Origin of the sequence: Salinicoccus sediminis (genome assembly GCF_000986795.1) — a bacterium.
GTDB lineage: Bacteria > Bacillota > Bacilli > Staphylococcales > Salinicoccaceae > Salinicoccus > Salinicoccus sediminis.
In genome coordinates, this window is the sequence record NZ_LAYZ01000002.1 from 120,763 (window position 1) to 140,835 (window position 20,073).

Here is a 20,073-nt window from a genome sequence, read left to right on the forward strand (position 1 = left end):
ATAAAGAAGGGATGAGGTGACAGCGTGTCTGAAAAAGAAAAGATGCTGAACGGCGAATATTATGATCCCGGCGACCCGACGCTCAAGCATCTGCGTGAGAATGCAGAAAAGCTGATGGACGAATACAACCGGCCGGAGGCAAAGAATGAAGCGCAGATCCTGGAAATGCTGATGGGCTACAGGGCGGAAGGCATAAGCATCCGGAAGCCGTTCTATTGCGACTATGGCATCAATATCAAAGTGGGGCGCAATTTCTATGCCAACTATAATTGTGTGCTGCTTGATGTCGGACCGATCAACATCGGGGATGATGTCTTCCTGGGCCCCGGCGTATCACTGATCACCGTCAATCATCCGCTGGACCCCAAAGAGCGCAGGGCCGGAAAAGAATATGCCCGAACCATCAATATCGGAGATAATGTATGGCTCGGGGCAGATGTGACGGTGAACCCCGGTGTGACCATCGGGGAGAATGCGGTCATCGGTTCCGGTTCGGTGGTTGTGAAGGATATTCCCGCCAATATGGTGGCGGCCGGCAATCCGTGCCGTCCTATAAAAAGTGTGGAAACGTAAAAATGCCGGGGCGGGAGCCCCGGCATTTTTCATGCCACCCACATACTCAGCGTATCCACTGCGCCCCACAGTCTGAACAGAAGGTAGGAGATCAGGTGGATCCCGGCGATGTACATCATGAACGGCCAGAAGATATCGATCGGCCGCTCCTTCACTGCCAGGTAGAACAGATACCCCGGGTAGAGGTTCAGGACCGTGAAGATGGCAACTAAGGAAGCGCCGAATACTATGAAGACGGTGTGGCCCCCCATCCCGAAGAAATGATACAGCCCGAGTACGGCGGAGAAAAGGATGAGACTTGCGAAAAATACTGCTGTGGTGACGATTGCGTAATACGACAGCAGCACAGGGATCCTCATCCGTTCCCGTTTGAACCAGAGTATCATCAGATAAAGGAAAGCGATGTTCAGGATGATGTACAGTAGGAGTATCGCAATCCGGAGAGAAAAGATTTCAAACCCGGGCGTGAACGGCTGATAGTCATCGGCGAAGAGGTCCATCCCGATGATATGGCCGAACACACCTGATATGAGGGTATAGAGGATTAGAAGTGATATCGTGATGAAAGGCGGGATTTCCAGGCTTTTACTCAGATTTATGTGGATATCTTTCAGATAGGCGATCAATTTGGACATGGACAGGCCTCCGTGTTTCATTAGTGACATATTAGCACAAGTTCCTGTAAATTAATAACGATGGAATCTATGGTATATTGGGATAAAGACCAATGAAAGGGATGGTTACCATTACTGAAAAATATGTAAAAAGAGTGGAAAAACTGGCAGAATCACTCGATGTGGATGCGGTTGTGATCACCGATCCGGTGAATGTCTTCTACTTCACCGGATGTTTCATAGAGCCGCATGAAAGGCTGCTTGCGCTTCTCATTGATGTAAAGACGAAAGACACTGCGTTGATGTATCCGGCGCTGGACCAGGAAATCGTGAATAGCCAGGCGACCGTGACGAATCATCTTCCGCACAATGACGGAGAGGATCCGTTTGACAGGCTGTTCGAGCACCTGGACCAGGCACAGGCGGGAACAATCGGCATCGAAGGCGCGCACATGATATATGACCGCTACCAGCGTCTGCTCGATAACTATACGGCAGACCAGATCCGTTCGGTGGACAAGGAGATCAATGCGCTGCGCGGCAGAAAAGATGAAGCGGATAAAGAAAAGTTGCAGGAAGCGGTGGATATCACTGAAAAAGCACTCGCCGACCTTGTGAATGGACCGGTATCCGGCAAGAGTGAGAAAGAGATTGCGGACTTCCTTCTGCAGAAGGTGAAGGAATACGGCGCAACCGGCGTGTCATTCGGGCCGCTGGTGCTGGCAGGGGAAAATGCGGCACTGCCGCACGGCAGATCCGGCGACACGGTGGTGGAGCCGGGAGATTTCCTGCTCATCGACTTCGGTGTCGTGACCAAAGACCGTTATGTATCCGACATGACCCGCACCTTCATCATCGGGGAGCCGACCGAAGAACAGGCGGCCATATACAACGCAGTGCTGAAAGCGAACAAGGCCGGCATCAGCCAGTCGCGTCTTGGCGAGCAGATGAACACACTCGACAAAGTGGCGCGGGATGAAATCCAAAACGACGGGTACGGGGAGTATTTCACCCACCGCATCGGTCACGGCCTCGGTATTGGGCTGCATGAACAGCCGTCGCTTGATTCACAGAATACGGACAAACTGCAAAAAGGCCATGTCATCACCATCGAACCGGGCGTATACAAAGCCGGGTTCGGCGGCGTGCGAATCGAGGACATGCTGTACATCGATGATGAGACAGAGGTCCTCACATCATTCCCGAAAGACATTGAAAGCATAACGATAGAAGTATAGAAAAGAGGCAGTCCTTATCTGGCAGGGACTGCCTCTTTTCTGTCTCCCCGTACCTGTGGGGTTCAATTCTCTTTAATTCCTTCAAATGCCCGTTCCAACTCTGCAATATCAAATTTCTTCATCCTGAGAAATGCAGCAGTCAACCTTTCGATTTGTTCAGGTGTACCATGTTCTGCCATATCGTCCATAACTTTCGGCAGAATCTGCCAGGAGACCCCGTATCTGTCTTTGATCCAGCCGCATTCTTCTGCTTCGGGCACAGCGGACAGCTTTTCCCAGTAATAATCAATTTCATCCTGGTTTTCTGCATTTATCATCAGAGAGATACCTTCATTGAAATTGAAATCATGCTGTTCTGCACTATCCATTATGGAAAAGTGCTGGTTCTCGAGTTCGAATTCGCCGTGCATTACATGTGATGGGAGGTTTGGCTCCATCCCATCCGGATAGTTGTAGACTCCATCCGTTTTTGAACCTTTAAAAATATTCGTGTAAAATTCCAGTGCTTCCCCGGCTTTACCCAGATTGTCATTAATGAACATGAAAGTAGGGATCATTCTTCCCGCTTGCGCCTCATCCGTCATTAAAAACTGCCATGAAACCCCATATTTATCCTGCACCCATCCGTATTTTTCACTGAACGGATAGGATTGAAACGGCATGAGTGCTTTTCCGTCTTCCAAAAGCTTCTCCCAGACGGCTTCCATCTGTTCCAGTTCAATGGGGGCATATGTCACCAGGAATGAAATGGCGGGGTTCTTGGTAAAATACGGGCCTGCGTTTATGCCCATGAAACGGTAGCCCATCAGTTCAAACGTTATCTGCTCAGCATCTCCGGAGGGTGTATCCGGAAATACACAAGTATGGATATGTTTGGACTCCGGGAAAACCTCCGTATAAAATGCCATTGCCTCTTCTGCTTCATCATCAAACCATAAATGAGGGACGATTCTTTGATAGTTCATCAGTATTTCCTCCTTGCCAATGAATTTTTACGGTGTTGACTGCTAAAAACATGAACATGGCTTCAAAGTCTGCAATTTTCACTATCAGGTGCTTAATGTCCACTTCGTTATATTACATTTTACACTATGGTGAAAGGAGATTCTTCTTGTATGGAGAACTGTTATGCTTCAGCGCCTGCTCTTTTTCTCCACGGTCGCACTACAAGGAGCACGATGCCCATTAGCAGCATGAGGAGCCCCGTCCATGACCAGCTATCGAGTATTTCCCCGACGAGAAAAACCCCGAGGAGGGAGGCTGTCAAGGGTTCTGCCAGGGACAGGGTGACAGCCGTCGAGGACTTGACGTTTCTGAGTCCGACGGCGAAGAGGTAATAGGCGAGCCCTGTGGCGAGTACACCGATATGCATGGCGGCAAGGAAGCCTTCCGTTTCAAGCAGCCATGAGCTGTCGTATATAAGTATGAAAGGGGACAGCATGATGGCGCTGGTCATGAATATGATTGCGGCGCTGGCGATCGGATGATGGTTTTTCACGAGTCCGGAGTTCAGGATTGTGAATGAGGCGAATGAAACCCCGGCGCCGAGTGCCGACAGTATGCCGAGCGGATCGACGGTGACGGCACTGCTGTTGAACATGAGTATGATGCAGCCTGTCACAGCAAGGAAGGTGGAGAGCCACCAGACACCGGCCGGCCGGGTCTTGAAGACCACCCATTCAATCATGCCGGAGAATACAGGTGCACTGCCGATCGCCGTCACTGTGCCGACCGCGACTCCCGTCAGACTGACTGCGATGAAGAAGAACGGCTGGAACAGCGCCATGGAAAGGGCGGCCAGGAGCACGCTTTTCAGAGGCCAGCCTTTCAAAGTCATCTTACCCATCAGAATGGCGACTGCCATCAGGACCAGGCCGCCGACGAGAAGACGCATCGCGCCGATGGATATGCTGTCCGCGCCTGCCGGTGCAAATGTCTTCGCTGTGCCGACCGTCCCCCAGAGCACCGCAGCGCTCAGAATCATAAATGGTGCCAAACCCGCTCTCACGTACAAACACCCCCGTGGTCTATCTGTATAATTCATATTATAGATAATATACGCCATTATGGAGTATAATTTCCATATGAATGAATTGAGAAATGAAAGGAACATATGAATGGTTGAAATATTTATGGCGCTTGAGCCCTGGCAGCAGGCACTCACTGCGACATTGTTCACCTGGTGTATGACAGGTCTGGGCGCAGCTTTCGTCTTTCTGACGAGGGAGGTCAACGAACGCTTTTTGGATATCATGCTCGGTTTTGCCGGTGGGGTTATGATTGCGGCGAGCTTCTGGTCGCTGCTGTCGCCGGCCATTGAAAACAGTCAGGGACACTTCATCGGAGAATGGTTCCCGGCTGCCGTGGGTTTCCTCCTGGGCGGATTTTTCATCTATGGATTTGATAAAATGATCCCCCATACACACAGGAACGCACCGGATGACCGGATGGAAGGGATAGGAGCGGGGAACCGGCGGCGGAGTACACTACTTGTCTTCTCGCTGACCCTCCACAACATTCCGGAAGGCATGGCGATCGGCATCGCATTCGGGGCAATCGCCTCGAATGCAGATCCTGCAACGCTTGCCGCCGGTGCAGCGACACTGGCACTCGGTATCGGCATCCAGAATATCCCGGAAGGCATGGCTGTATCCATGCCGCTCAGAGGGGACGGCATGTCACGGACGAAAAGCTTCTTCTTTGGCTGGATGTCGGCAATCGTAGAACCGATGGCGGCAATGGTGGGTGTGCTTGCCATATCACTCATGTCCCCGGTTCTTCCGTATGCGCTCAGTCTCGCAGCCGGCGCGATGATCTTTGTGGTCGTTGAGGAAGTGATACCGAGTACCCAGAAAAATGGTCATTCCGATGTTGCGGCCATGAGCCTCATGATCGGTTTTACACTCATGATGATCCTGGATGTCGCGCTCGGATAAAGTTTAACTCCCTGTGAATCGAGGTATATATGAATGTATACTAAAATGGAGGGATTTTTAAATGAGAGTTCTTGTAGTTGGTGCGAATGGACAGATCGGCCATCAGGTTGCGGAAAAGCTGAAAGAAAAAGGCCATGATCCGGTGGCGATGGTACGCAAGGAAGAACAGGTCGGCCAATTTAAGGACAAAGGCATTGAAACAGTGCTTGCGGATCTGGAAAAAGACTTTTCCCATGCATTTGAAAATATGGAGGCCGTAGTGTTCGCTGCAGGATCCGGCGGCAGTACAGGGGCGGATAAGACGATTGTCATCGACCAGGAAGGTGCAATCGAGACAGTGGACAACGCCAGGGAAGCCGGCGTGAAACACTTCGCCATCGTCAGTTCCATCGGCGCCGGCGATCCGAAAAACGCAGATCAGATCAAGCATTATATGTACGCCAAGCACCGTGCTGATGAACACCTCAAAGCATCCGGGCTGGATTATACGATCATCCGTCCGGGCATGCTGCAGAATGAAGCGGGCACCGGCAGGGTGAAATTGTTCGAAGGCGAACCGGAAGTCGGCAATGTACCGCGTGAGGATGTGGCGGCAGTACTCGTCCATGCCATCGATAAGAACCAGCCGGCCAATAAAGTCTACAATCTCATCGAAGGCGATACGCCCGTGGAAGAAAGCATATGATACTAAAAAAACTCTCCGGTCCGGAGAGTTCTTTTAGTATCTAAACTGGATCGATAGCCTCTTCATCCGTATCATCACTGTAATATTTCCTGATGAACGAATCCTTCTCTTCATCGGTAATCTTCTCAATGCCAATGCCTGTAGCAGCAAGGATCAGTGCAATCACCGGAACTGTGAAGTTGAGGATTGCAAAGGGGGCGTATTCCCATGCAGCAACTCCGAGTACACCATATATATAGACGCCGCAAGTATTCCACGGGATGAAGACGGATGTGAGCGTCCCCCCATCCTCAAGGGACCTGGAAAGATTTTTGGAGTGCAGATTCTTTTCTATATACGTCCGGAGGAACATGCGTGAAGGTACGACGATTGAAATGTACTGCTCGGAACATGTTGCATTTGTAGTGAAGGCGGCAGCAATCGTTGAACCGACCATACCGAAAGTGCCTTTGGCAACTTTGATGATCTGGGCCATGATGGATTTCAGCATGCCGCTGTATTCAAGTATGCCCGCAAAAGTCATCGCTACGACAGTCATTGACACAGTGAACATCATACCCTGCAGGCCACCGTTATTGAACAGGTCGTTGATCATCTGATTGTCCGTTTCAATGACGTACCCGCTCTGCAGCGCGCCGACCGCAGCCCCGAGGTCCCCGCCCTGTACAAAGAGATGGCAGAGAAAACCGAGTATGATTCCGACGACGAGCGCTGGGATGGCCGCCATCTTGAAGAGCACGATACCGAGGATCATGATCACCGGTACCAGCAGCAGCCATGGGGAAATGACGAAGTTCTCCCTCAGCGCCTCCATCATGCCGGTGACTTCCTCCTGTGATGCCGCCCCGGTTCCCCCGAACTGACGCCCCAGGAAAAAGAAGGCGATGAGCGCGATGATGAGTCCGGGTATCGTCGTATAGAACATATGCTTGATATGTACGAAAAGATTCGTATTCGTAAGGCCGGCCGCCAGATTCGTCGTGTCCGACATCGGACTCATCTTATCGCCGAAATACGAACCGGAAATGACCGCACCCGCAATCATCGCAGCCGGTATTTCCATGCTCAGGCCGATGCCCATCCCAGCAACGCCGACAGTCGCCATGGTGGACCATGAGCTGCCGATCGACAGCGCGACGATGGCACACAGAATGACGATCGTCACAAGGAACAGTGCCGGGCTGATCAGAGCAAGACCGTAGTAGATCATCGTTGCGACAATCCCGCCGCCGATCCATGAACCGATGATCAGACCGACCAGCATGATGATGACAATAGCCGGAAGGGCAAGACGTATCCCTTTGAACATCATCTTTTCTATATCATCCCACTTATAGCCGTGAATCATTGCGACAACCGCTGCGGAAGCGGTACCAAAAATAAGAGGGATATGCGGGTCCTGACCGAGCCAGACCACCGTAATCCCCATCGCCGCTATCATCAGCACAAGCGGCAGTAAAGCCACAAAAAAATTGAATTCCTGTTTTACATTTTCATTCGTATTATCCATATTTCCCACCTCGGAACGATTATACAATAGTAAGTAATGGGTGGAAAGAAATTTCAAAAAATTTAGAACTAAACTGTTTTCCTCAGGAAATATTATAAAGCAGGACCAGCCCTAAAATCGATACGGTGAAAATCACGGCGTTAATCACAAACAGCTTATAGGCATTGACACCATCCGGCCCCCATATTTTCAGAAGCCTGAGGAGCGCCAGGATGGAAGTGAAGCCGAGCAGGAACAAAGAAAATCCGAAAATGACATACAGGATCATTATTAATATATCCATGGTTCAGGAACCCTCCAGTATGTATGAACTTTGATGCCCAAGAATAACATAATATAAATAAATTTCACATGGAAATAGACATGTATCTGATGAACAGGATACATGTCTATTAATCAGCCCATCAAAGCAAGCCCCACATGCTGCCAGAAAACGTAATACATGGCAATCATCAATGCGATGTAGATCGGCATGAGCCATATGCTGATTTTGGCAAGATCGCGTGTCCCGAACGGTCTGTCGTCTTCTTCGTAGAAGATCAGCAGTGCTTTTGAACTGACCGGCAATGTCACACAGTAGTTGATGCCGATGAGAGATATGAAGACGACTGCGACCGGGTTCAGTCCGAACATCTCCGAAAATATGAGGAGCACGGGTATGAACACGACTGCACGTGTTGTATGGCTTGTGATATACAGGTGTGAGGTGACGCTGATCAGGATGATAAGCATGAGCATGATGAATTCATCATTGGCATCAACCGTATCGAACAGGTTTAAAAATCTATCCTGGAAGAAATCTGTGACTTTATATGTGACAAGCAGTTCACCGAGTTGGGTGGCGCCGGCGACAAAGAATATGAGACTCCAGGAAACACTTTTCATTCCCTCTTTCCATCTGATCAGACCCACCTGGGGCAGCATCATGATCATTGCCATCAGCATAGTCACGAATGCGATGTCGAAACCATGCAATGCTTCTGTCAGCCAGAGGACAAGAGTGATGCCGATAAGCCATGATGCTTTCTTTTCCTGAGCTGAAAAAGGTTTTTTGCCGCCCTCTTCGTTCTCAACCTCGGAAAATTCCATGTCTTCCAAATACCATTTTGACAAAAGGTAGAGGGAGATTCCTCCGATCAAAATTCCGAACGGCAAGCCGTAGACCAGGAATTCCATGTAGCTTATTTTCTGTCCGGTCTGGCCTTCCAGTATGCCGATGCCGATGATATGGCTGCCTGCGCCAATCAGCGTCAGGTTCGCTCCCATCAGGATCAGGACCGGCACAGCAAGGCCGAAGAATTTTTTACTTCCTTCAAATTGTCTGCTGAACGCCCGGTAAACAGGGAGGAGGGCGGATGCCCTGCCCGAGGTGGAGGGGATTATGACAGACAGTATCTGTACCAGCACAAAGGTGAACAGAGTGATCCGTCCTTTCGAATAGCAGTTCTGCCTGACCCACCTGATAAGACGTTCGAGCAATCCACTTTTTTCCAGAACTGCTGCAATGATGAAAGCCCCGATCATCAGCCATACGACGTGCTGGCTGAAGGATGTGAACAGAATATCCTGAGGGAGTCCGAGCAGGACACCTGCGCTCAGGGACAGCCAGGCTGCGAGCCCGGCGGGAATATTGGAGAATATGAACATTCCAAGCGACAAGGAAAATATGACAAGACTTAATTTCCCTGCATACCCGAGGTCACCGGCAAAGAAAACTGCGATTGAAAACCCTGTGAATAAACCGAGTAATATGATATTTCTCGAGGACATCAGGATCTTACCTTCATAGCCTTGCCGCCATTCTCATTGATTGCTTCGGCGAGGGTGATTCCGATCGCAAGGTGTCTGAAGGCGCTTTCCGTGCATCTCTGCAGCCATTTTGAGGCATCTGTCATGGATTTTTCGAGCGTTGCCGGTTTCGGGATGATGCTCGTGAACGCATCGATGCCGCTCTCATAATTGACTTCGGCTTTCCTGCCGATGGTACCCGCAAAGGCGATGACCGGTTTGTTATGGCTTTTGGCAATGCGCGCCACTTCAGACGGGATTTTACCATTGGGTGTCTGGAAATCGATGCATCCTTCTGCAGTGATGACAAGGTCTGCATTTTGTATCGCATCGGAAATCTCGACATATTTCCGGATGATATCGAACCTGGGATGAAGTACTGCACCTGTGAATCCGACAAGGCCGGCACCAAGTCCGCCGGATGCACCACCGCCGTCTGCTTTGGAAAGATCTTCACCAGTCATCCTGAAAATCAGCTCGGCCAGATGATCGAGGTTTTCGGAAAGTTTTTTCACGTCTTCGGGCGAAGCCCCTTTCTGCGGTCCGAACACGTGGGCAACACCATTTTCACCACAAAGTACGTTCTTCCAGTTGACGGCAACATCAATATCCGTGGCATGAATCCTCGGGTCGATACCGGACATATCCACGGAATGGATCTTATCGATTTCCCCGCCGCCTTCGACGAAGATTTCACTGTCTTCAACATCTTTGAATGTCACACCGATTGCCTGCGCCATTCCAACGCCGCCGTCGGAAGTACCTGAATCACCACAGCCGATCAGAATGCGCTCCGCACCATGGTCCAGGGCCTTGATGATCGTCTCACCCACGCCGTAAGTCGTTGTTTTCAGCGGATTTCTCTTATCACCCGGCACATGGCGGAGTCCCGCGATTGCTGCCATTTCTATCACCGCAGTCTTCACGCCGTTTTCAGTAAACAATCCAAAGAAAGAATCAATCCTTTTTCCCACCGGCCCCACAACTTCAGTCGGAATCACGCGGCCCTCCTTCAGTTTAACAATCGTCTCCACAAATCCTTCCCCGCCATCCACCATCGGGATCACAGTCACTTTATGCTGGGGATTCACTTGCCTTATTCCTTTCTCAATCGCCGCACCGACTTCTTCAGAGCTCAGGCTCTCTTTGAAGCCTGAAGGTATGACAACTACTTTCATAATCAATCTCTCCCATCTGTAATATTTATTGGTACCTAATCTACACAGGGATGGTTTGAGGAGGCTTAAAGGAAAATTAATAATCGGTTAAATTCCAGTAAAGCGTTTTCATAATTCGAAATAAAGTCTCGGAAGAAAAAATGCTGTATGTTACACTGCTTTATATGGAGGGTGTTAAAGATGACTCAGAACGAAACGCTTACGATAAGCCTGTCGAAAGCAGATAAGGAAATCATCGCCAATTATGCACAGTCGAACGGCATAAGCGTCGCCCAGCTGATCAAAGAAGCCGCGCTGGACAGGATTGAAGATGATATCGATCTGGAGTCCTACCGCAAAGCCATCAAAGAATATTATGAAAGTCCCGAAGCGTATGGACTGAACTAAGTTGAAAAGTAACTTGAGGTTGAACACCATGTCGAATGAAAACAAGAAAGCCTGGACCGGTATAATTATTCCAGTTTTATATGTAATTCTTCTTTTAAATTTCCCTGGAATCAGCAACAGCATTTTTGTGTTTATGATAAGTTGGGTTGCTGTTGCAGTTATACAGCTCAATTTATATAGATTTTTAAATAACAAGTTCCCGGCAAGTGAAGACCTGAAAGATTGAGCATGTAAAAGGGGGAGGCTGGGACAAAACTATTCCCGTCATAAATAAGCCGGACGTTAGCTTTTCTGGGGCATCGCGTGAGCCTGTAGTCTCACGCAGATGCTATTCCCCTGGAAGTCTAACGTCCGGCTTTTAAAGTATAATCGATTATTTTTATATATCTTCAGGACTTATGTCCCAGCCTCCCTCATTTTTGCTGAAAGTTCATTATATGATATCAGATGAAACGCTGGAGATCTGCTCTTACCTTTCCATGAATCCATCGAAATACAGTTCGTATATGGTGTCTCCGATCAGCCTTTTTCTGGCGTAATAACTACTGCCGTGCGGCTTCAGGCTGATCTCTTTGCCGGCGTGCATGTACATGCCGGCATATTTTTCTTTATCTCTCACGGCAAGCACGGTGGACTCCGCGCCTTCTTCCGGTGACAGGAAGAATGGCTTCAGGACGCCGTATACCAGATTGCCGAATTTTTCATTCTGCTGTGTCTTGCCGAGGTTTGTGGCGACTGCACCGGGATGGACGGCGGTGACTCTGAGCCCCTTGGGGCTGAACTGCTCATGCAGTTCCTGCATGAAATACAGTGTGGCCAGTTTTGAACGGCCGTACAGCTGCATCGGATTGCCTTTTCCCTTGAAATAATCCGATTTCAGGGTGGTGAAGGCGTACGCGTTGGATGAGACGATCACAATCTGCGGTGCGCTGCTGTTCAAGAGGACGGGCATCACGTAATGCGTGAGCAGGTAGTGGCCCAGATAGTTTGTCCCCATCATGAGCTCGTAACCGTCCGCGGTCTCCTGTTTTGACAGTGACACAACACCTGCATTGTTGATCAGGCAGTCTATCCTGTCGTAGTTCTCCTGTATGTGAAGTGCCGCTTTTTCGACGCTTGCAAGGCTTGCCAGGTTGCATTCCACGACTGTCACCTTCAAAGCAGAATTACTGCTTCTCAGCTCCTTTTTCAGCAGTTCGGCTTTCACCACGTTTCTGGCGAGCAGGATGATTTCATCAAAATCCGCTGTGAGTGCTTCGGCTGTGGCTCTCCCGATGCCGGAAGTGGCGCCTGTGATGGCGAGTGTCCTATCTCCCATATTATTCCTCATCCACTTTGATCTGCTCATATTTGCCGAACCATTCCGGGAAGACCTTTTTGAAGGCGACGGGCTTGAATTCACCGTTCACTTTCTTTACGACGATGTGTGTCGTCGTGCCGAATGTGCATACATCACCGTCGCCGTTGACGATCTCAAACCCGTAATCCGTGCGCATGCCGGTGTTTTTGGCCACCCATGTCCTGACGAATGCACGATCGCCGTACTTAAGGGATTTCTTGTAGGTGATGTTGACGTTGTAGACCGGGGCGTAGTAGCCAGAGCGTTCCATGGCAACGTAATCGTAGCCGACGTCCGCGATCAGCTGCATCCGGCCGACTTCGAGCCATTTTATATAACTTCCGTGGTAGATGACCCCCATCATGTCGGTGTCTGCGTACATGACCTGGATTTCTTTTTCTGCAACATATCCTTTTTCCATCGTCTATTACCTCTCGTTTCCTATTACATCTATCCATCCCATTATAGCACTGCACCGTTTTCCCCACGAACAGAAAAGTTTATCCCGGATTTGAAAATTCTGATAAAAAGAATGATAATATAATGATAGTTGGACTGATAAACTATAAAACGGGGTGTATATATTGATGGAAAAACAGGTACAGTCAAGAAAGAAGGGAATCATTGTTGTAAACGGCAGGGAGTTCCGGGATCTGAACGGCAACGGCGTCCTCGATCCTTATGAAAACTGGGAACTGCCGATCGAGGAGCGGGTGCGGGACCTCGTATCCAGGATGACGCTGGAGGAGAAGGCGGGCTCATGACGGTTTCATCCCAGTATATGCCGTATTCCGAAAAGATACCGGGCGGGGCGGAGTCCAAAGAGACCGATGACAGCGGCCTGCTGAACGAGACGGATATTGTTCTCAGAACCCACCCGTTCTCAGAACCGGGTGACAAAAACTATGAGCTGCCCCGGCCGCTGCTCTATACAGCGGGCGCCACTAAAGGAATCAGCGGACTCAATCTACGCTATTTCATCATCCGGGACAATCCGGAATCGCATGATCTGGCAATCTGGACCAATAAACTCCAGGAGCTCGCAGAAAGTTCGCGGCTGGGTATACCGGCTGTCATGATCTCCAATCCCAGGAACCATATCGGCTATCTCTATCATGGCATGATGGAGGCTTCGGGAGAATTTTCACTGTGGCCGGGCGAGCTCGGCATGGCGGCGACTTTCGACGCTGGGCTTGTACAGGAGTTCGGGGAGATCGCAGCGAAAGAATGGCGTGCCACGGGCATCCACAAGCTGTACGGCTATATGGCGGATATCGCCACGGATCCGCTGTGGATGCGCTATAACGGTACATTCGGTGAGGACCCGGAACTGTCCGCGCGGATGATAAGCGCCATTGTGCGCGGCTTCCAGGGTGACAGGCTGGGGGACGGGAGCGTGTCCATTACGACGAAGCATTTCCCCGGCGGGGGCGCAAGGCACGGCGGCCATGATCCGCATTATCCGTGGGGCAGCTTCAATCCCTATCCGACACCGGGCAGCCTCTATGACTATCATACACCGCCGTTCAAAGCGGCGATTGATGCCGGGACCACTTCGATCATGCCCTATTATTCCTATCCGAGCAACGCGCACAGCACAGTGCAGCTCGCGGACGGCAGCCCGTTTGAAGAGACCGGCTTCGCCTACAACAAAGTCATCATACAGGACATTCTGCGTGGTGAACTCGGCTTCAAAGGCTACATCAACTCGGACACGGGCATCATCAACATGATGCGTGGGGAGTGGAGACACTTACACCGGAAGAGCGGTATGCGAAGGCCCTCGGGACAGGTGTGAACATGTTCTCCGATGAAGCGGATCCTGCGACACTGATCAGGACGGTCCAGGAAGGTTATGTGAGTGAGGAAAGGCTCGATGAGTCAGTGACATACCTGCTTACGGAAATGATGGAACTCGGCCTGTTTGAAAATCCGTATGTAGAAGCGGACCGCGCCCCGGCGATTACAAAAGATGTGAAGTCGCAGGAACAGGCGGATGAGGCACACCGCAAATCCGTCGTGCTGCTGCGCAATGATGAGCGTATGCTGCCGCTTGAAGATGAAAAAGTCAGAAGCATGAAACTGTATGTAGAGGTGTTTCAGAAAACGGATGCCAAAAAGAGTACAGAAGAAGTGAGGGAAACGATCAAAAGGCATGATCCGGAAATTGGACTGGCAGATGATCTGATGGAGGCGACACATGCCCTGCTGTTCATCTCACCGATGCCCGTACCGGACCGTCCGGATGAACCGCTGTCGGTGGACCTTGATGACGCGACCGGCATCGATACAGAACGGGTCAGGATGATCGAGGGGAAGGTGCCGACAATCCTTGCCGTCAACATGACCAACCCGTGGCTGATCGGGGGCATTGAGCCGGATGCACAAGCGGTGCTGGCGACGTTCGGAGTGAAACACGAGGCTTTCATCGACGTGCTGCGCGGCAGGCACAATCCGTCAGGGAAGCTGCCGTTCACACTGCCGGCGGACAGGGAAACACTCGACCGGAGTCCGGGTGACATCCCGGGCCATGCCCAGCGGGCGGGATACGCATACCGCGATAAAAACGGCAATGAATACGGATTCGGATACGGCCGCTCCTATGACTGAACTGGCTTTTTGAACCCTTCTTAATGAAGGGTTATTTTTATCTTCGGGCAGCGGTTTAGAAACTTTGTACCGAAAAGTGTTAGTATTGAACCAAATAAAATTTTGGAGTCGAGTGAAATGGAATACATAGAGCAGGGGACACAGCAGTTCAGAAAAACGACATTCGCCTTTTTTGCCGCAGGGTTCAACACGTTCGCAATCCTTTATACCGCACAGCCGCTCATGCCGATATTTACGGAAGAATTCGGAGTCAGCGCGACGCTGTCGAGCCTGTCGATGACGGTCACGACGCTGGCGCTGGCTGTGAGCATGCTCGTTTTCGGTTCCATTTCTGAATCGCTCGGGCGCAAGAATATCATGGTGATCTCCATGCTCGCGGCATCGCTGCTCTGTATCCTCACGGCCTTCAGTCCGAATTTCTATGTGCTGATCGCCCTTCGCGCCCTGCAGGGTGTGGTGCTGGCCGGTGTGCCGTCGATTGCGATGGCGTATATCAGTGAAGAGGTCCACCCCCGGAGCCTGGCTGGTGCCATGGGGCTCTACATCAGCGGCAATGCCCTCGGTGCGGTATTCGGCCGTGTTTTCTCGGGAGTCATGGCGGATTATATCGGCTGGCACGGTGCGATGTTCGGCATCGGTGTCATCAGCATCATCGCCACGGTGATCTTCTGGCGGAGTCTCAGGCCGCCGAGGAATTTCGAGGCGCGGGACTTCAATTTCATGCAGCTCAGCCGCTCGCTGCTCGGCCATATGAAGAATCCCGTGCTGGTGTGCTTCTTCCTTGTCGGCTTCCTCCTGCTCGGCGCCAACCTGTCCATATACAGCTACGTCACATTCGTCTTCCTCGCCGAACCGTATTCACTCAGCCAGTCCATCGTCAGCTGGATCTTCCTGATCTTCATCATCGGCATATTCAGTTCGATGATTACAGGCAGTCTGGTCGCAAAGTTCGGCAAGGTGATGTTCATCTATATCGCACTCGGCATCACGCTGATCGGGGTCATCCTCCTGTTCATACCGAATCTTGCGGTCATGGTGGCGGGGCTCAGCCTGTTCACATACGGGTTCTTCGCTTCCCATTCCGTCGTCAGCGGACTGGTTGGGGAGAATGCCGCGGCCAATAAAGCCCAGGCATCCTCGCTGTATCTTTTCTTCTACTACACAGGGTCAAGCGTCGGCGGGACGGCAGCCGGCGTCTTCTGGGCGGACTTCGGCTGGAATGGCGTCGTGGTGATGAACGTTGTGTTCATCGGGCTCTGTTTCCTGCTGATCTCGGTTGCCATCAAAATGAAGCGGGGAAAAGCTGAGGCTAATTAAAGAGAGGACGGAGAGCATCTGCACTCTCCGTCCTCTTCATCATCGATATTGGATGTCACTCCACATTGTCCACCATTACAGAAATTCCCTGGCCGACGCCGATGCACATTGTGGCGAGACCGGTTTCAGTTCCTCTGCGCTTCATCTCATAGATGAGGTCTGTGAGGATCCTTGCGCCGCTTGCTCCGAGCGGATGGCCGAAGCTGATGGCACCGCCGTTGACGTTGACGATGTCAGGATCGAGTCCGAGCTGGTTGATGCACTCGAGGGATTGTGATGCGAATGCCTCGTTCAGTTCAACGAGTCCGATGTCGGCGATCGTCCGCCCGGTCTTACGGAGCAGTTTCTTCGTCGAGTCGATCGGGCCGAGTCCCATCACTGCGGGCTCGACGCCCGCTGTCGCCGAGAAGGTGTATTTCACGAGCGGCGTGAGTCCGAGTGCGTCGGCTTTCTCCCTGCTCATCATGAGGAGGGCGCTGGCGCCGTCGTTGACACCGGAAGCATTGCCGGCTGTGACGGTGCCTTGCGGGAATATCGTCCGGAGGGATTCGAGCTTTTCAAGAGTCGTTTCCGGTCTCGGGTGCTCATCCTTATCAACGACCGTTTCATTGCCTTTGCGGTCTTTTACCGTGACGGGGATCATCTGTCCGCTGAACTTGCCCGATTCGACCGCCGCCTTGGCACGCTGCTGGCTCCGGTAGGCGAATTCATCCTGCGCCTCCCTTGAAATGCTGTAGCGCTGCGCCACGTTTTCAGCCGTCTGCGGCATGGAGTCTATCCCGTATTCACTTTCGATCCCGGGATGCGGGAACCGCCAGCCGATCGTCGTATCGACCATTTCCATGTTGCCGCGCGGAAACTCCTTCTCCGGCTTCAGCATGACAAAAGGCGCGCGTGACATGCTTTCGGTGCCGCCCGCGATGGCGACATCGATCTCACCGGTAAGTATCGAGCGGGCGGCCATGGAAACAGTATCGAGGCTCGAGCCGCACAGGCGGTTGACTGTCGTGCCGCCGACCGTCTCTGGCAGGCCGGCGATGAGCGCGGACATGCGGGCGACATTGCGGTTCTCCTCGCCGGCACCGTTCGCGTTGCCGAACAGCACTTCGTCGATCTGATCCACATCGACACCTGGATTCCTGTTGACGAGTGCCTTTATGACGATGGCTCCGAGGTCATCCGGACGCACGGATTTGAGCGCCCCTTTATAACGCCCGATCGGTGTCCGAACCGCATCTATGATGACGACTCCTGTCATTGTCTGACCCTCCCTTTCAGCGTTTCTGCCATGGTGTAATCCGCTTCTGTCTTCTCCGTCACTTCCTCAAGTGTGGTATCTCCCATCAGTTCGATCAATTCAAAACCATCCCCTTTCCTTTCAAATAGTGCGAGGCCCATAATAATCATATCAATCATCCTTGTGGAAGTAATGGGATAAGTGCATTACTTGAGGAACTTCGGGGAGCCGTCCTTTGCGGTATGGTCGGTGGTGATGACTTTCTTTGCACCGGTTGATGAGCATCTCTTTCGCTTTCTCGATGTCACCAGCCGTATCACCGTCGGCGAGCGTCCAGGCGAGGGCAGGGTTTTGCCAGACTGAAAAAATGAGATGCGACAATTGTTTAATAGAAAAACTAAATATAATAATTTTCATCAAGGTACACATTGATTTATATTATAATTAGTTGTACTATTAAACCATTAATAAAATATAGGAGTTTTGTTTATGAGAAAATATTTTATGCTTTTTGTAAGCGTATCCATCCTCCTGCTTGCCGGATGCACTGACAGCGCTTCGGGCCAGGATGATAAACATAACCTCACACTTGCTCATAACCATCCGACGAGCCACCCTGTGCACTCGTCCCTTGAAAAGTTCAAGGAAGAGGTTGAAGAGCGTTCGGGTGGTGACATTACCATCAGCCTCTATCCGAACGGAGAACTCGGAGATGAGAGGGAAGTGATCGAGCTGACGCAGACGGGTGCCGTGGACATCACAAAAGTGAGTGCGGCCGCGCTCGAAAGCTTCCGTCCGGAATATTCGATCTTCGGCGTCCCTTATATGTTCGACAGTGAAGAGGAGTTCGAAGAGAAGATGAACGATCCTGAAATTTCGGAGACGATCTACCAGTCCTCAAAGGATATCGGGTTTGTCGGCCTGACATAGATATTACGCCGGCCGTGCTGATATTCACGCCGATATTCCTGCCGATCGCGATGGAGATGGGGATCGACCCGATCCACTTCGGCATCATCCTGACGTTCAACCTGTGTATCGGCAACATCACACCACCGGTCGGTTCGGCACTTTTCGTCGGTGCGAGTGTCGCGGATATCAGAATCGAGAAAGTTGTACCGATGCTGATACCTTTCTTCATCGCATTGCTCATCATGCTGGTCATCGTGACGTTCACGCCGTTCTTCAGCATGTTCCTGCCGGAACTGTTCGGCCTGACCCAGTAAGGATATAAATGAGAAGGAGAGATACGAATGATTGATAAGGATTTCCTGCTTACGACAAATACTGCGAAATGGCTGTTCCATGATGTGGCGGCGCATTTGCCCATCGTCGATTATCACAACCATCTAAATCCAAAGGAAATATACGACAATGAAAACTATGAATCCATAACAGATGTCTGGCTCGGCGGCGACCACTACAAATGGCGTGCGATGCGGGCTGCGGGCATCGATGAGGAGCGTATTACAGGAGGGGCGGATGAAAAGGCGAAGTTCGATGCATTCGCAGAAACGATGCCGAAGCTCTTCGGCAACCAGCTGCTCCACTGGACGCAGTTGGAGCTCAGGACGTTCTTCGGCATCGAGCGCTTCCTGTCTCAGGAGTCCGCGGATGAGATATATGAACAGACGAATGCCGCGCTCAAAGAGGAGGCGCTCAGGCCGCGGAATATCCTTTCTCGACAAAAGGTGAAGTTCCTCGGCACGACGGACGATCCGACAGATTCCCTGGAATACCATCGGCTGCTCAAGGAAGATGAAACGTTCGATGTCCATGTCGCACCTTCGTTCAGGCCGGACAAGGCCATCGCAATAGATGCGCCGGACTACGCGGAATGGCTCGGCAGGCTGGAAGCGGCAGTGGACTTCAAAGTGGACAGCTACGGGAAGTTCATGGAGGCCATGAAAAAGCGGATCGAGTTCTTCGATGGAATGGGATGCCGGGCATCCGACCACGGCATCAACGAAATGTTCTATGAGGAAGCGACGGAGGATGAAATGGAGGAAGTGTTCGACAAGGTCCTCTCGGAAGAGGCGGTCAGCCGCACGGAAGTGGACAAGTTCAAGACGCATACACTCATAAGCCTTGCGAAAGAGTACCATGCACGCGGCTGGGTGATGCAGCTGCACATCGGGCCACTCCGCAACAACAATACGAGGATGTTTGACAGGACGGGGCCGGACAGCGGCTTCGATTCCATCAACGACAAGCTTGTGGCTGAACCGCTGAGCCGTTTCCTGGATGCGATCGACCGCACGGACGAGCTGCCGAAGACGGTGCTCTATACACTCAATCCGAGGGACAACATCATCATGGCGACAATGGCCGGAAACTTCCAGTCGGGTGATATCCCCGGCAAAGTGCAGTTCGGTACCGCCTGGTGGTTCAATGACAACTATGACGGCATGATGGATCAGATGAAGACGTTGGCAAATGCGGGGGCATTCAAAACATTCATTGGAATGCTGACGGATTCAAGGAGCATGCTGAGTTTCACACGCCATGAGTATTTCAGGAGAATCCTCTGCGAACTGCTCGGACAGTGGGCGGAGTCCGGCATGATTCCGGATGACCGGGCTTTATTGAAAGAATATGTTGAGGATATATGCTACAACAATGCGAAAAATTACTTTGGTTTGGAAAACTGATCAGGAGGAG

24 protein-coding genes and 1 pseudogene are annotated in these 20,073 nt (G+C 51.3%); 13 read left to right on the plus strand and 12 right to left on the minus strand.

Annotated elements, in window-relative coordinates; all coding sequences use genetic code 11:
- Positions 1-24 precede the first annotated feature (24 nt).
- Positions 25-573, plus strand: a complete 549-nt coding sequence (locus tag WN59_RS04425) for a sugar O-acetyltransferase (protein ID WP_231577111.1) — start codon at positions 25-27, stop codon at positions 571-573.
- 29 nt (positions 574-602) lie between these two features.
- Here the strand turns inward: WN59_RS04425 and WN59_RS04430 are convergent, their stop codons facing one another.
- The gene (locus tag WN59_RS04430) at positions 603-1,208 is read right to left on the minus strand and encodes a hypothetical protein (protein WP_046513281.1); all 606 of its coding nucleotides are present in this window, start codon (positions 1,206-1,208) and stop codon (positions 603-605) included.
- 92 nt (positions 1,209-1,300) lie between these two features.
- Here WN59_RS04430 and WN59_RS04435 point away from each other — a divergent pair, with 92 nt between their 5' ends.
- A complete protein-coding gene (locus WN59_RS04435) occupies positions 1,301-2,425 on the plus strand; it encodes a M24 family metallopeptidase (protein ID WP_046513284.1) in 1,125 nt (374 codons plus the stop codon).
- 62 nt (positions 2,426-2,487) lie between these two features.
- Here WN59_RS04435 and WN59_RS04440 read toward each other — a convergent pair whose 3' ends face one another.
- Positions 2,488-3,390 carry a VOC family protein gene (locus tag WN59_RS04440; RefSeq protein WP_046513288.1) on the minus strand — a complete coding sequence of 301 codons (903 nt, stop codon included), beginning with the start codon at positions 3,388-3,390 and terminating at the stop codon, positions 2,488-2,490.
- A 161-nt stretch (positions 3,391-3,551) separates the two neighbouring features.
- Positions 3,552-4,433 carry an EamA family transporter gene (locus WN59_RS04445; RefSeq protein WP_231577112.1) on the minus strand — a complete coding sequence of 294 codons (882 nt, stop codon included), beginning with the start codon at positions 4,431-4,433 and terminating at the stop codon, positions 3,552-3,554.
- 109 nt (positions 4,434-4,542) lie between these two features.
- Here WN59_RS04445 and WN59_RS04450 point away from each other — a divergent pair, with 109 nt between their 5' ends.
- Both WN59_RS04450 and WN59_RS04455 read left to right on the plus strand, forming a co-directional pair.
- Positions 4,543-5,361 (plus strand): ZIP family metal transporter, encoded by an 819-nt coding sequence (locus WN59_RS04450; protein ID WP_046513294.1) that lies wholly within the window; start codon positions 4,543-4,545, stop codon positions 5,359-5,361.
- A 61-nt stretch (positions 5,362-5,422) separates the two neighbouring features.
- Complete coding sequence (locus WN59_RS04455; RefSeq protein WP_046513298.1) at positions 5,423-6,046, plus strand: SDR family oxidoreductase; 624 nt, start codon at positions 5,423-5,425, stop codon at positions 6,044-6,046.
- A 40-nt stretch (positions 6,047-6,086) separates the two neighbouring features.
- Here the strand turns inward: WN59_RS04455 and nhaC are convergent, their stop codons facing one another.
- The 4 genes from nhaC to WN59_RS04475 all read right to left on the minus strand — a co-directional run bounded on the left by nhaC (position 6,087) and on the right by WN59_RS04475 (position 10,522).
- Positions 6,087-7,556, minus strand: coding sequence for a Na+/H+ antiporter NhaC (gene nhaC / locus WN59_RS04460; RefSeq protein WP_046513302.1), 1,470 nt, complete (start codon positions 7,554-7,556; stop codon positions 6,087-6,089).
- Between the two features lie 82 nt (positions 7,557-7,638).
- Entirely contained in the window at positions 7,639-7,839 is a 201-nt protein-coding gene (locus WN59_RS04465; RefSeq protein ID WP_046513306.1) for a hypothetical protein, read from the minus strand.
- 113 nt (positions 7,840-7,952) lie between these two features.
- Positions 7,953-9,326: an SLC13 family permease gene (locus WN59_RS04470; RefSeq protein WP_046513309.1), complete on the minus strand. Its 1,374-nt coding sequence runs from the start codon at positions 9,324-9,326 to the stop codon at positions 7,953-7,955.
- Positions 9,326-10,522, minus strand: coding sequence for a glycerate kinase (locus WN59_RS04475; RefSeq protein WP_046513312.1), 1,197 nt, complete (start codon positions 10,520-10,522; stop codon positions 9,326-9,328). Before WN59_RS04475 ends, WN59_RS04470 begins: the two co-directional genes overlap by 1 nt.
- A 180-nt stretch (positions 10,523-10,702) precedes the next feature.
- Here WN59_RS04475 and relB point away from each other — a divergent pair, with 180 nt between their 5' ends.
- Both relB and WN59_RS13800 read left to right on the plus strand, forming a co-directional pair.
- The gene (gene relB / locus WN59_RS04480; RefSeq protein WP_046513315.1) at positions 10,703-10,909 is read left to right on the plus strand and encodes a type II toxin-antitoxin system RelB family antitoxin; all 207 of its coding nucleotides are present in this window, start codon (positions 10,703-10,705) and stop codon (positions 10,907-10,909) included.
- Positions 10,910-10,937: 28 nt separating this feature from the next.
- Entirely contained in the window at positions 10,938-11,135 is a 198-nt protein-coding gene (locus tag WN59_RS13800; RefSeq protein WP_046513318.1) for a hypothetical protein, read from the plus strand.
- A gap of 243 nt (positions 11,136-11,378) precedes the next feature.
- Here the strand turns inward: WN59_RS13800 and WN59_RS04490 are convergent, their stop codons facing one another.
- Positions 11,379-12,227 (minus strand): SDR family NAD(P)-dependent oxidoreductase, encoded by an 849-nt coding sequence (locus WN59_RS04490; protein ID WP_046513320.1) that lies wholly within the window; start codon positions 12,225-12,227, stop codon positions 11,379-11,381.
- A 1-nt stretch (position 12,228) separates the two neighbouring features.
- A complete protein-coding gene (locus WN59_RS04495; RefSeq protein ID WP_046513323.1) occupies positions 12,229-12,669 on the minus strand; it encodes an acyl-CoA thioesterase in 441 nt (146 codons plus the stop codon).
- A 166-nt stretch (positions 12,670-12,835) separates the two neighbouring features.
- Between WN59_RS04495 and WN59_RS13595 the strand changes: the two genes are divergently transcribed.
- The 4 genes from WN59_RS13595 (at position 12,836) to WN59_RS04505 (ending at position 16,175) form a co-directional block, all read left to right on the plus strand.
- On the plus strand, positions 12,836-13,012 hold the full coding sequence (locus WN59_RS13595; protein ID WP_156172389.1) for a hypothetical protein: 177 nt from the start codon (positions 12,836-12,838) through the stop codon (positions 13,010-13,012).
- The gene (locus WN59_RS13495) at positions 13,009-14,046 is read left to right on the plus strand and encodes a glycoside hydrolase family 3 protein (RefSeq protein WP_052747261.1); all 1,038 of its coding nucleotides are present in this window, start codon (positions 13,009-13,011) and stop codon (positions 14,044-14,046) included. The genes WN59_RS13595 and WN59_RS13495 overlap by 4 nt, the downstream gene beginning before the upstream one ends.
- On the plus strand, positions 13,992-14,858 hold the full coding sequence (locus WN59_RS13500) for a glycoside hydrolase family 3 C-terminal domain-containing protein (RefSeq protein ID WP_156172390.1): 867 nt from the start codon (positions 13,992-13,994) through the stop codon (positions 14,856-14,858). The genes WN59_RS13495 and WN59_RS13500 overlap by 55 nt, the downstream gene beginning before the upstream one ends.
- A gap of 117 nt (positions 14,859-14,975) precedes the next feature.
- Positions 14,976-16,175, plus strand: coding sequence for an MFS transporter (locus tag WN59_RS04505; RefSeq protein WP_046513325.1), 1,200 nt, complete (start codon positions 14,976-14,978; stop codon positions 16,173-16,175).
- A gap of 55 nt (positions 16,176-16,230) precedes the next feature.
- On the opposite strand, the gene WN59_RS04510 is transcribed toward WN59_RS04505, so the two are convergent.
- The 3 genes from WN59_RS04510 to WN59_RS13695 are packed head-to-tail and all read right to left on the minus strand — an operon-like array spanning position 16,231 to position 17,829.
- A complete protein-coding gene (locus WN59_RS04510; protein WP_046513328.1) occupies positions 16,231-17,433 on the minus strand; it encodes a thiolase family protein in 1,203 nt (400 codons plus the stop codon).
- The gene (locus WN59_RS13600) at positions 17,430-17,582 is read right to left on the minus strand and encodes a hypothetical protein (RefSeq protein ID WP_156172391.1); all 153 of its coding nucleotides are present in this window, start codon (positions 17,580-17,582) and stop codon (positions 17,430-17,432) included. The genes WN59_RS04510 and WN59_RS13600 overlap by 4 nt, the downstream gene beginning before the upstream one ends.
- A gap of 1 nt (position 17,583) precedes the next feature.
- On the minus strand, positions 17,584-17,829 hold the full coding sequence (locus WN59_RS13695; protein WP_046513333.1) for a hypothetical protein: 246 nt from the start codon (positions 17,827-17,829) through the stop codon (positions 17,584-17,586).
- 87 nt (positions 17,830-17,916) lie between these two features.
- Between WN59_RS13695 and dctP the strand changes: the two genes are divergently transcribed.
- The 3 genes and pseudogenes from dctP to uxaC all read left to right on the plus strand — a co-directional run bounded on the left by dctP (position 17,917) and on the right by uxaC (position 20,063).
- Entirely contained in the window at positions 17,917-18,342 is a 426-nt protein-coding gene (gene dctP / locus WN59_RS04520; RefSeq protein ID WP_231577135.1) for a TRAP transporter substrate-binding protein DctP, read from the plus strand.
- Positions 18,339-18,638, plus strand: a pseudogene (locus WN59_RS13280) (TRAP transporter large permease subunit); the annotation flags it as partial. The gene dctP and the pseudogene WN59_RS13280, both read left to right, overlap by 4 nt.
- A gap of 27 nt (positions 18,639-18,665) precedes the next feature.
- Positions 18,666-20,063, plus strand: coding sequence for a glucuronate isomerase (gene uxaC / locus WN59_RS04525; protein WP_046513335.1), 1,398 nt, complete (start codon positions 18,666-18,668; stop codon positions 20,061-20,063).
- Positions 20,064-20,073: the final 10 nt, after the last annotated feature.

Bases quoted from the DNA above. Each gene is read 5' to 3' on its own strand.
- WN59_RS04505 (WP_046513325.1), top strand. From the start codon at position 14,976: ATGGAATACATAGAGCAGGGGACACAGCAGTTCAGAAAAACGACATTC.
- dctP (WP_231577135.1), top strand. From the start codon at position 17,917: ATGCTTTTTGTAAGCGTATCCATCCTCCTGCTTGCCGGATGCACTGAC.
- WN59_RS13695 (WP_046513333.1), bottom strand. From the start codon at position 17,829: ATGAAAATTATTATATTTAGTTTTTCTATTAAACAATTGTCGCATCTC.
- WN59_RS04475 (WP_046513312.1), bottom strand. From the start codon at position 10,522: ATGAAAGTAGTTGTCATACCTTCAGGCTTCAAAGAGAGCCTGAGCTCT.
- WN59_RS04495 (WP_046513323.1), bottom strand. From the start codon at position 12,669: ATGGAAAAAGGATATGTTGCAGAAAAAGAAATCCAGGTCATGTACGCA.
- uxaC (WP_046513335.1), top strand. From the start codon at position 18,666: ATGATTGATAAGGATTTCCTGCTTACGACAAATACTGCGAAATGGCTG.
- WN59_RS13600 (WP_156172391.1), bottom strand. From the start codon at position 17,582: ATGATTATTATGGGCCTCGCACTATTTGAAAGGAAAGGGGATGGTTTT.
- WN59_RS04465 (WP_046513306.1), bottom strand. From the start codon at position 7,839: ATGGATATATTAATAATGATCCTGTATGTCATTTTCGGATTTTCTTTG.
- WN59_RS13800 (WP_046513318.1), top strand. From the start codon at position 10,938: ATGTCGAATGAAAACAAGAAAGCCTGGACCGGTATAATTATTCCAGTT.
- WN59_RS04435 (WP_046513284.1), top strand. From the start codon at position 1,301: ATGAAAGGGATGGTTACCATTACTGAAAAATATGTAAAAAGAGTGGAA.
- WN59_RS04440 (WP_046513288.1), bottom strand. From the start codon at position 3,390: ATGAACTATCAAAGAATCGTCCCTCATTTATGGTTTGATGATGAAGCA.
- WN59_RS04430 (WP_046513281.1), bottom strand. From the start codon at position 1,208: ATGTCCAAATTGATCGCCTATCTGAAAGATATCCACATAAATCTGAGT.
- WN59_RS04455 (WP_046513298.1), top strand. From the start codon at position 5,423: ATGAGAGTTCTTGTAGTTGGTGCGAATGGACAGATCGGCCATCAGGTT.
- WN59_RS13495 (WP_052747261.1), top strand. From the start codon at position 13,009: ATGACGGTTTCATCCCAGTATATGCCGTATTCCGAAAAGATACCGGGC.
- relB (WP_046513315.1), top strand. From the start codon at position 10,703: ATGACTCAGAACGAAACGCTTACGATAAGCCTGTCGAAAGCAGATAAG.
- WN59_RS04510 (WP_046513328.1), bottom strand. From the start codon at position 17,433: ATGACAGGAGTCGTCATCATAGATGCGGTTCGGACACCGATCGGGCGT.
- WN59_RS04490 (WP_046513320.1), bottom strand. From the start codon at position 12,227: ATGGGAGATAGGACACTCGCCATCACAGGCGCCACTTCCGGCATCGGG.
- WN59_RS04470 (WP_046513309.1), bottom strand. From the start codon at position 9,326: ATGTCCTCGAGAAATATCATATTACTCGGTTTATTCACAGGGTTTTCA.
- WN59_RS04450 (WP_046513294.1), top strand. From the start codon at position 4,543: ATGGTTGAAATATTTATGGCGCTTGAGCCCTGGCAGCAGGCACTCACT.
- WN59_RS13595 (WP_156172389.1), top strand. From the start codon at position 12,836: ATGGAAAAACAGGTACAGTCAAGAAAGAAGGGAATCATTGTTGTAAAC.
- nhaC (WP_046513302.1), bottom strand. From the start codon at position 7,556: ATGGATAATACGAATGAAAATGTAAAACAGGAATTCAATTTTTTTGTG.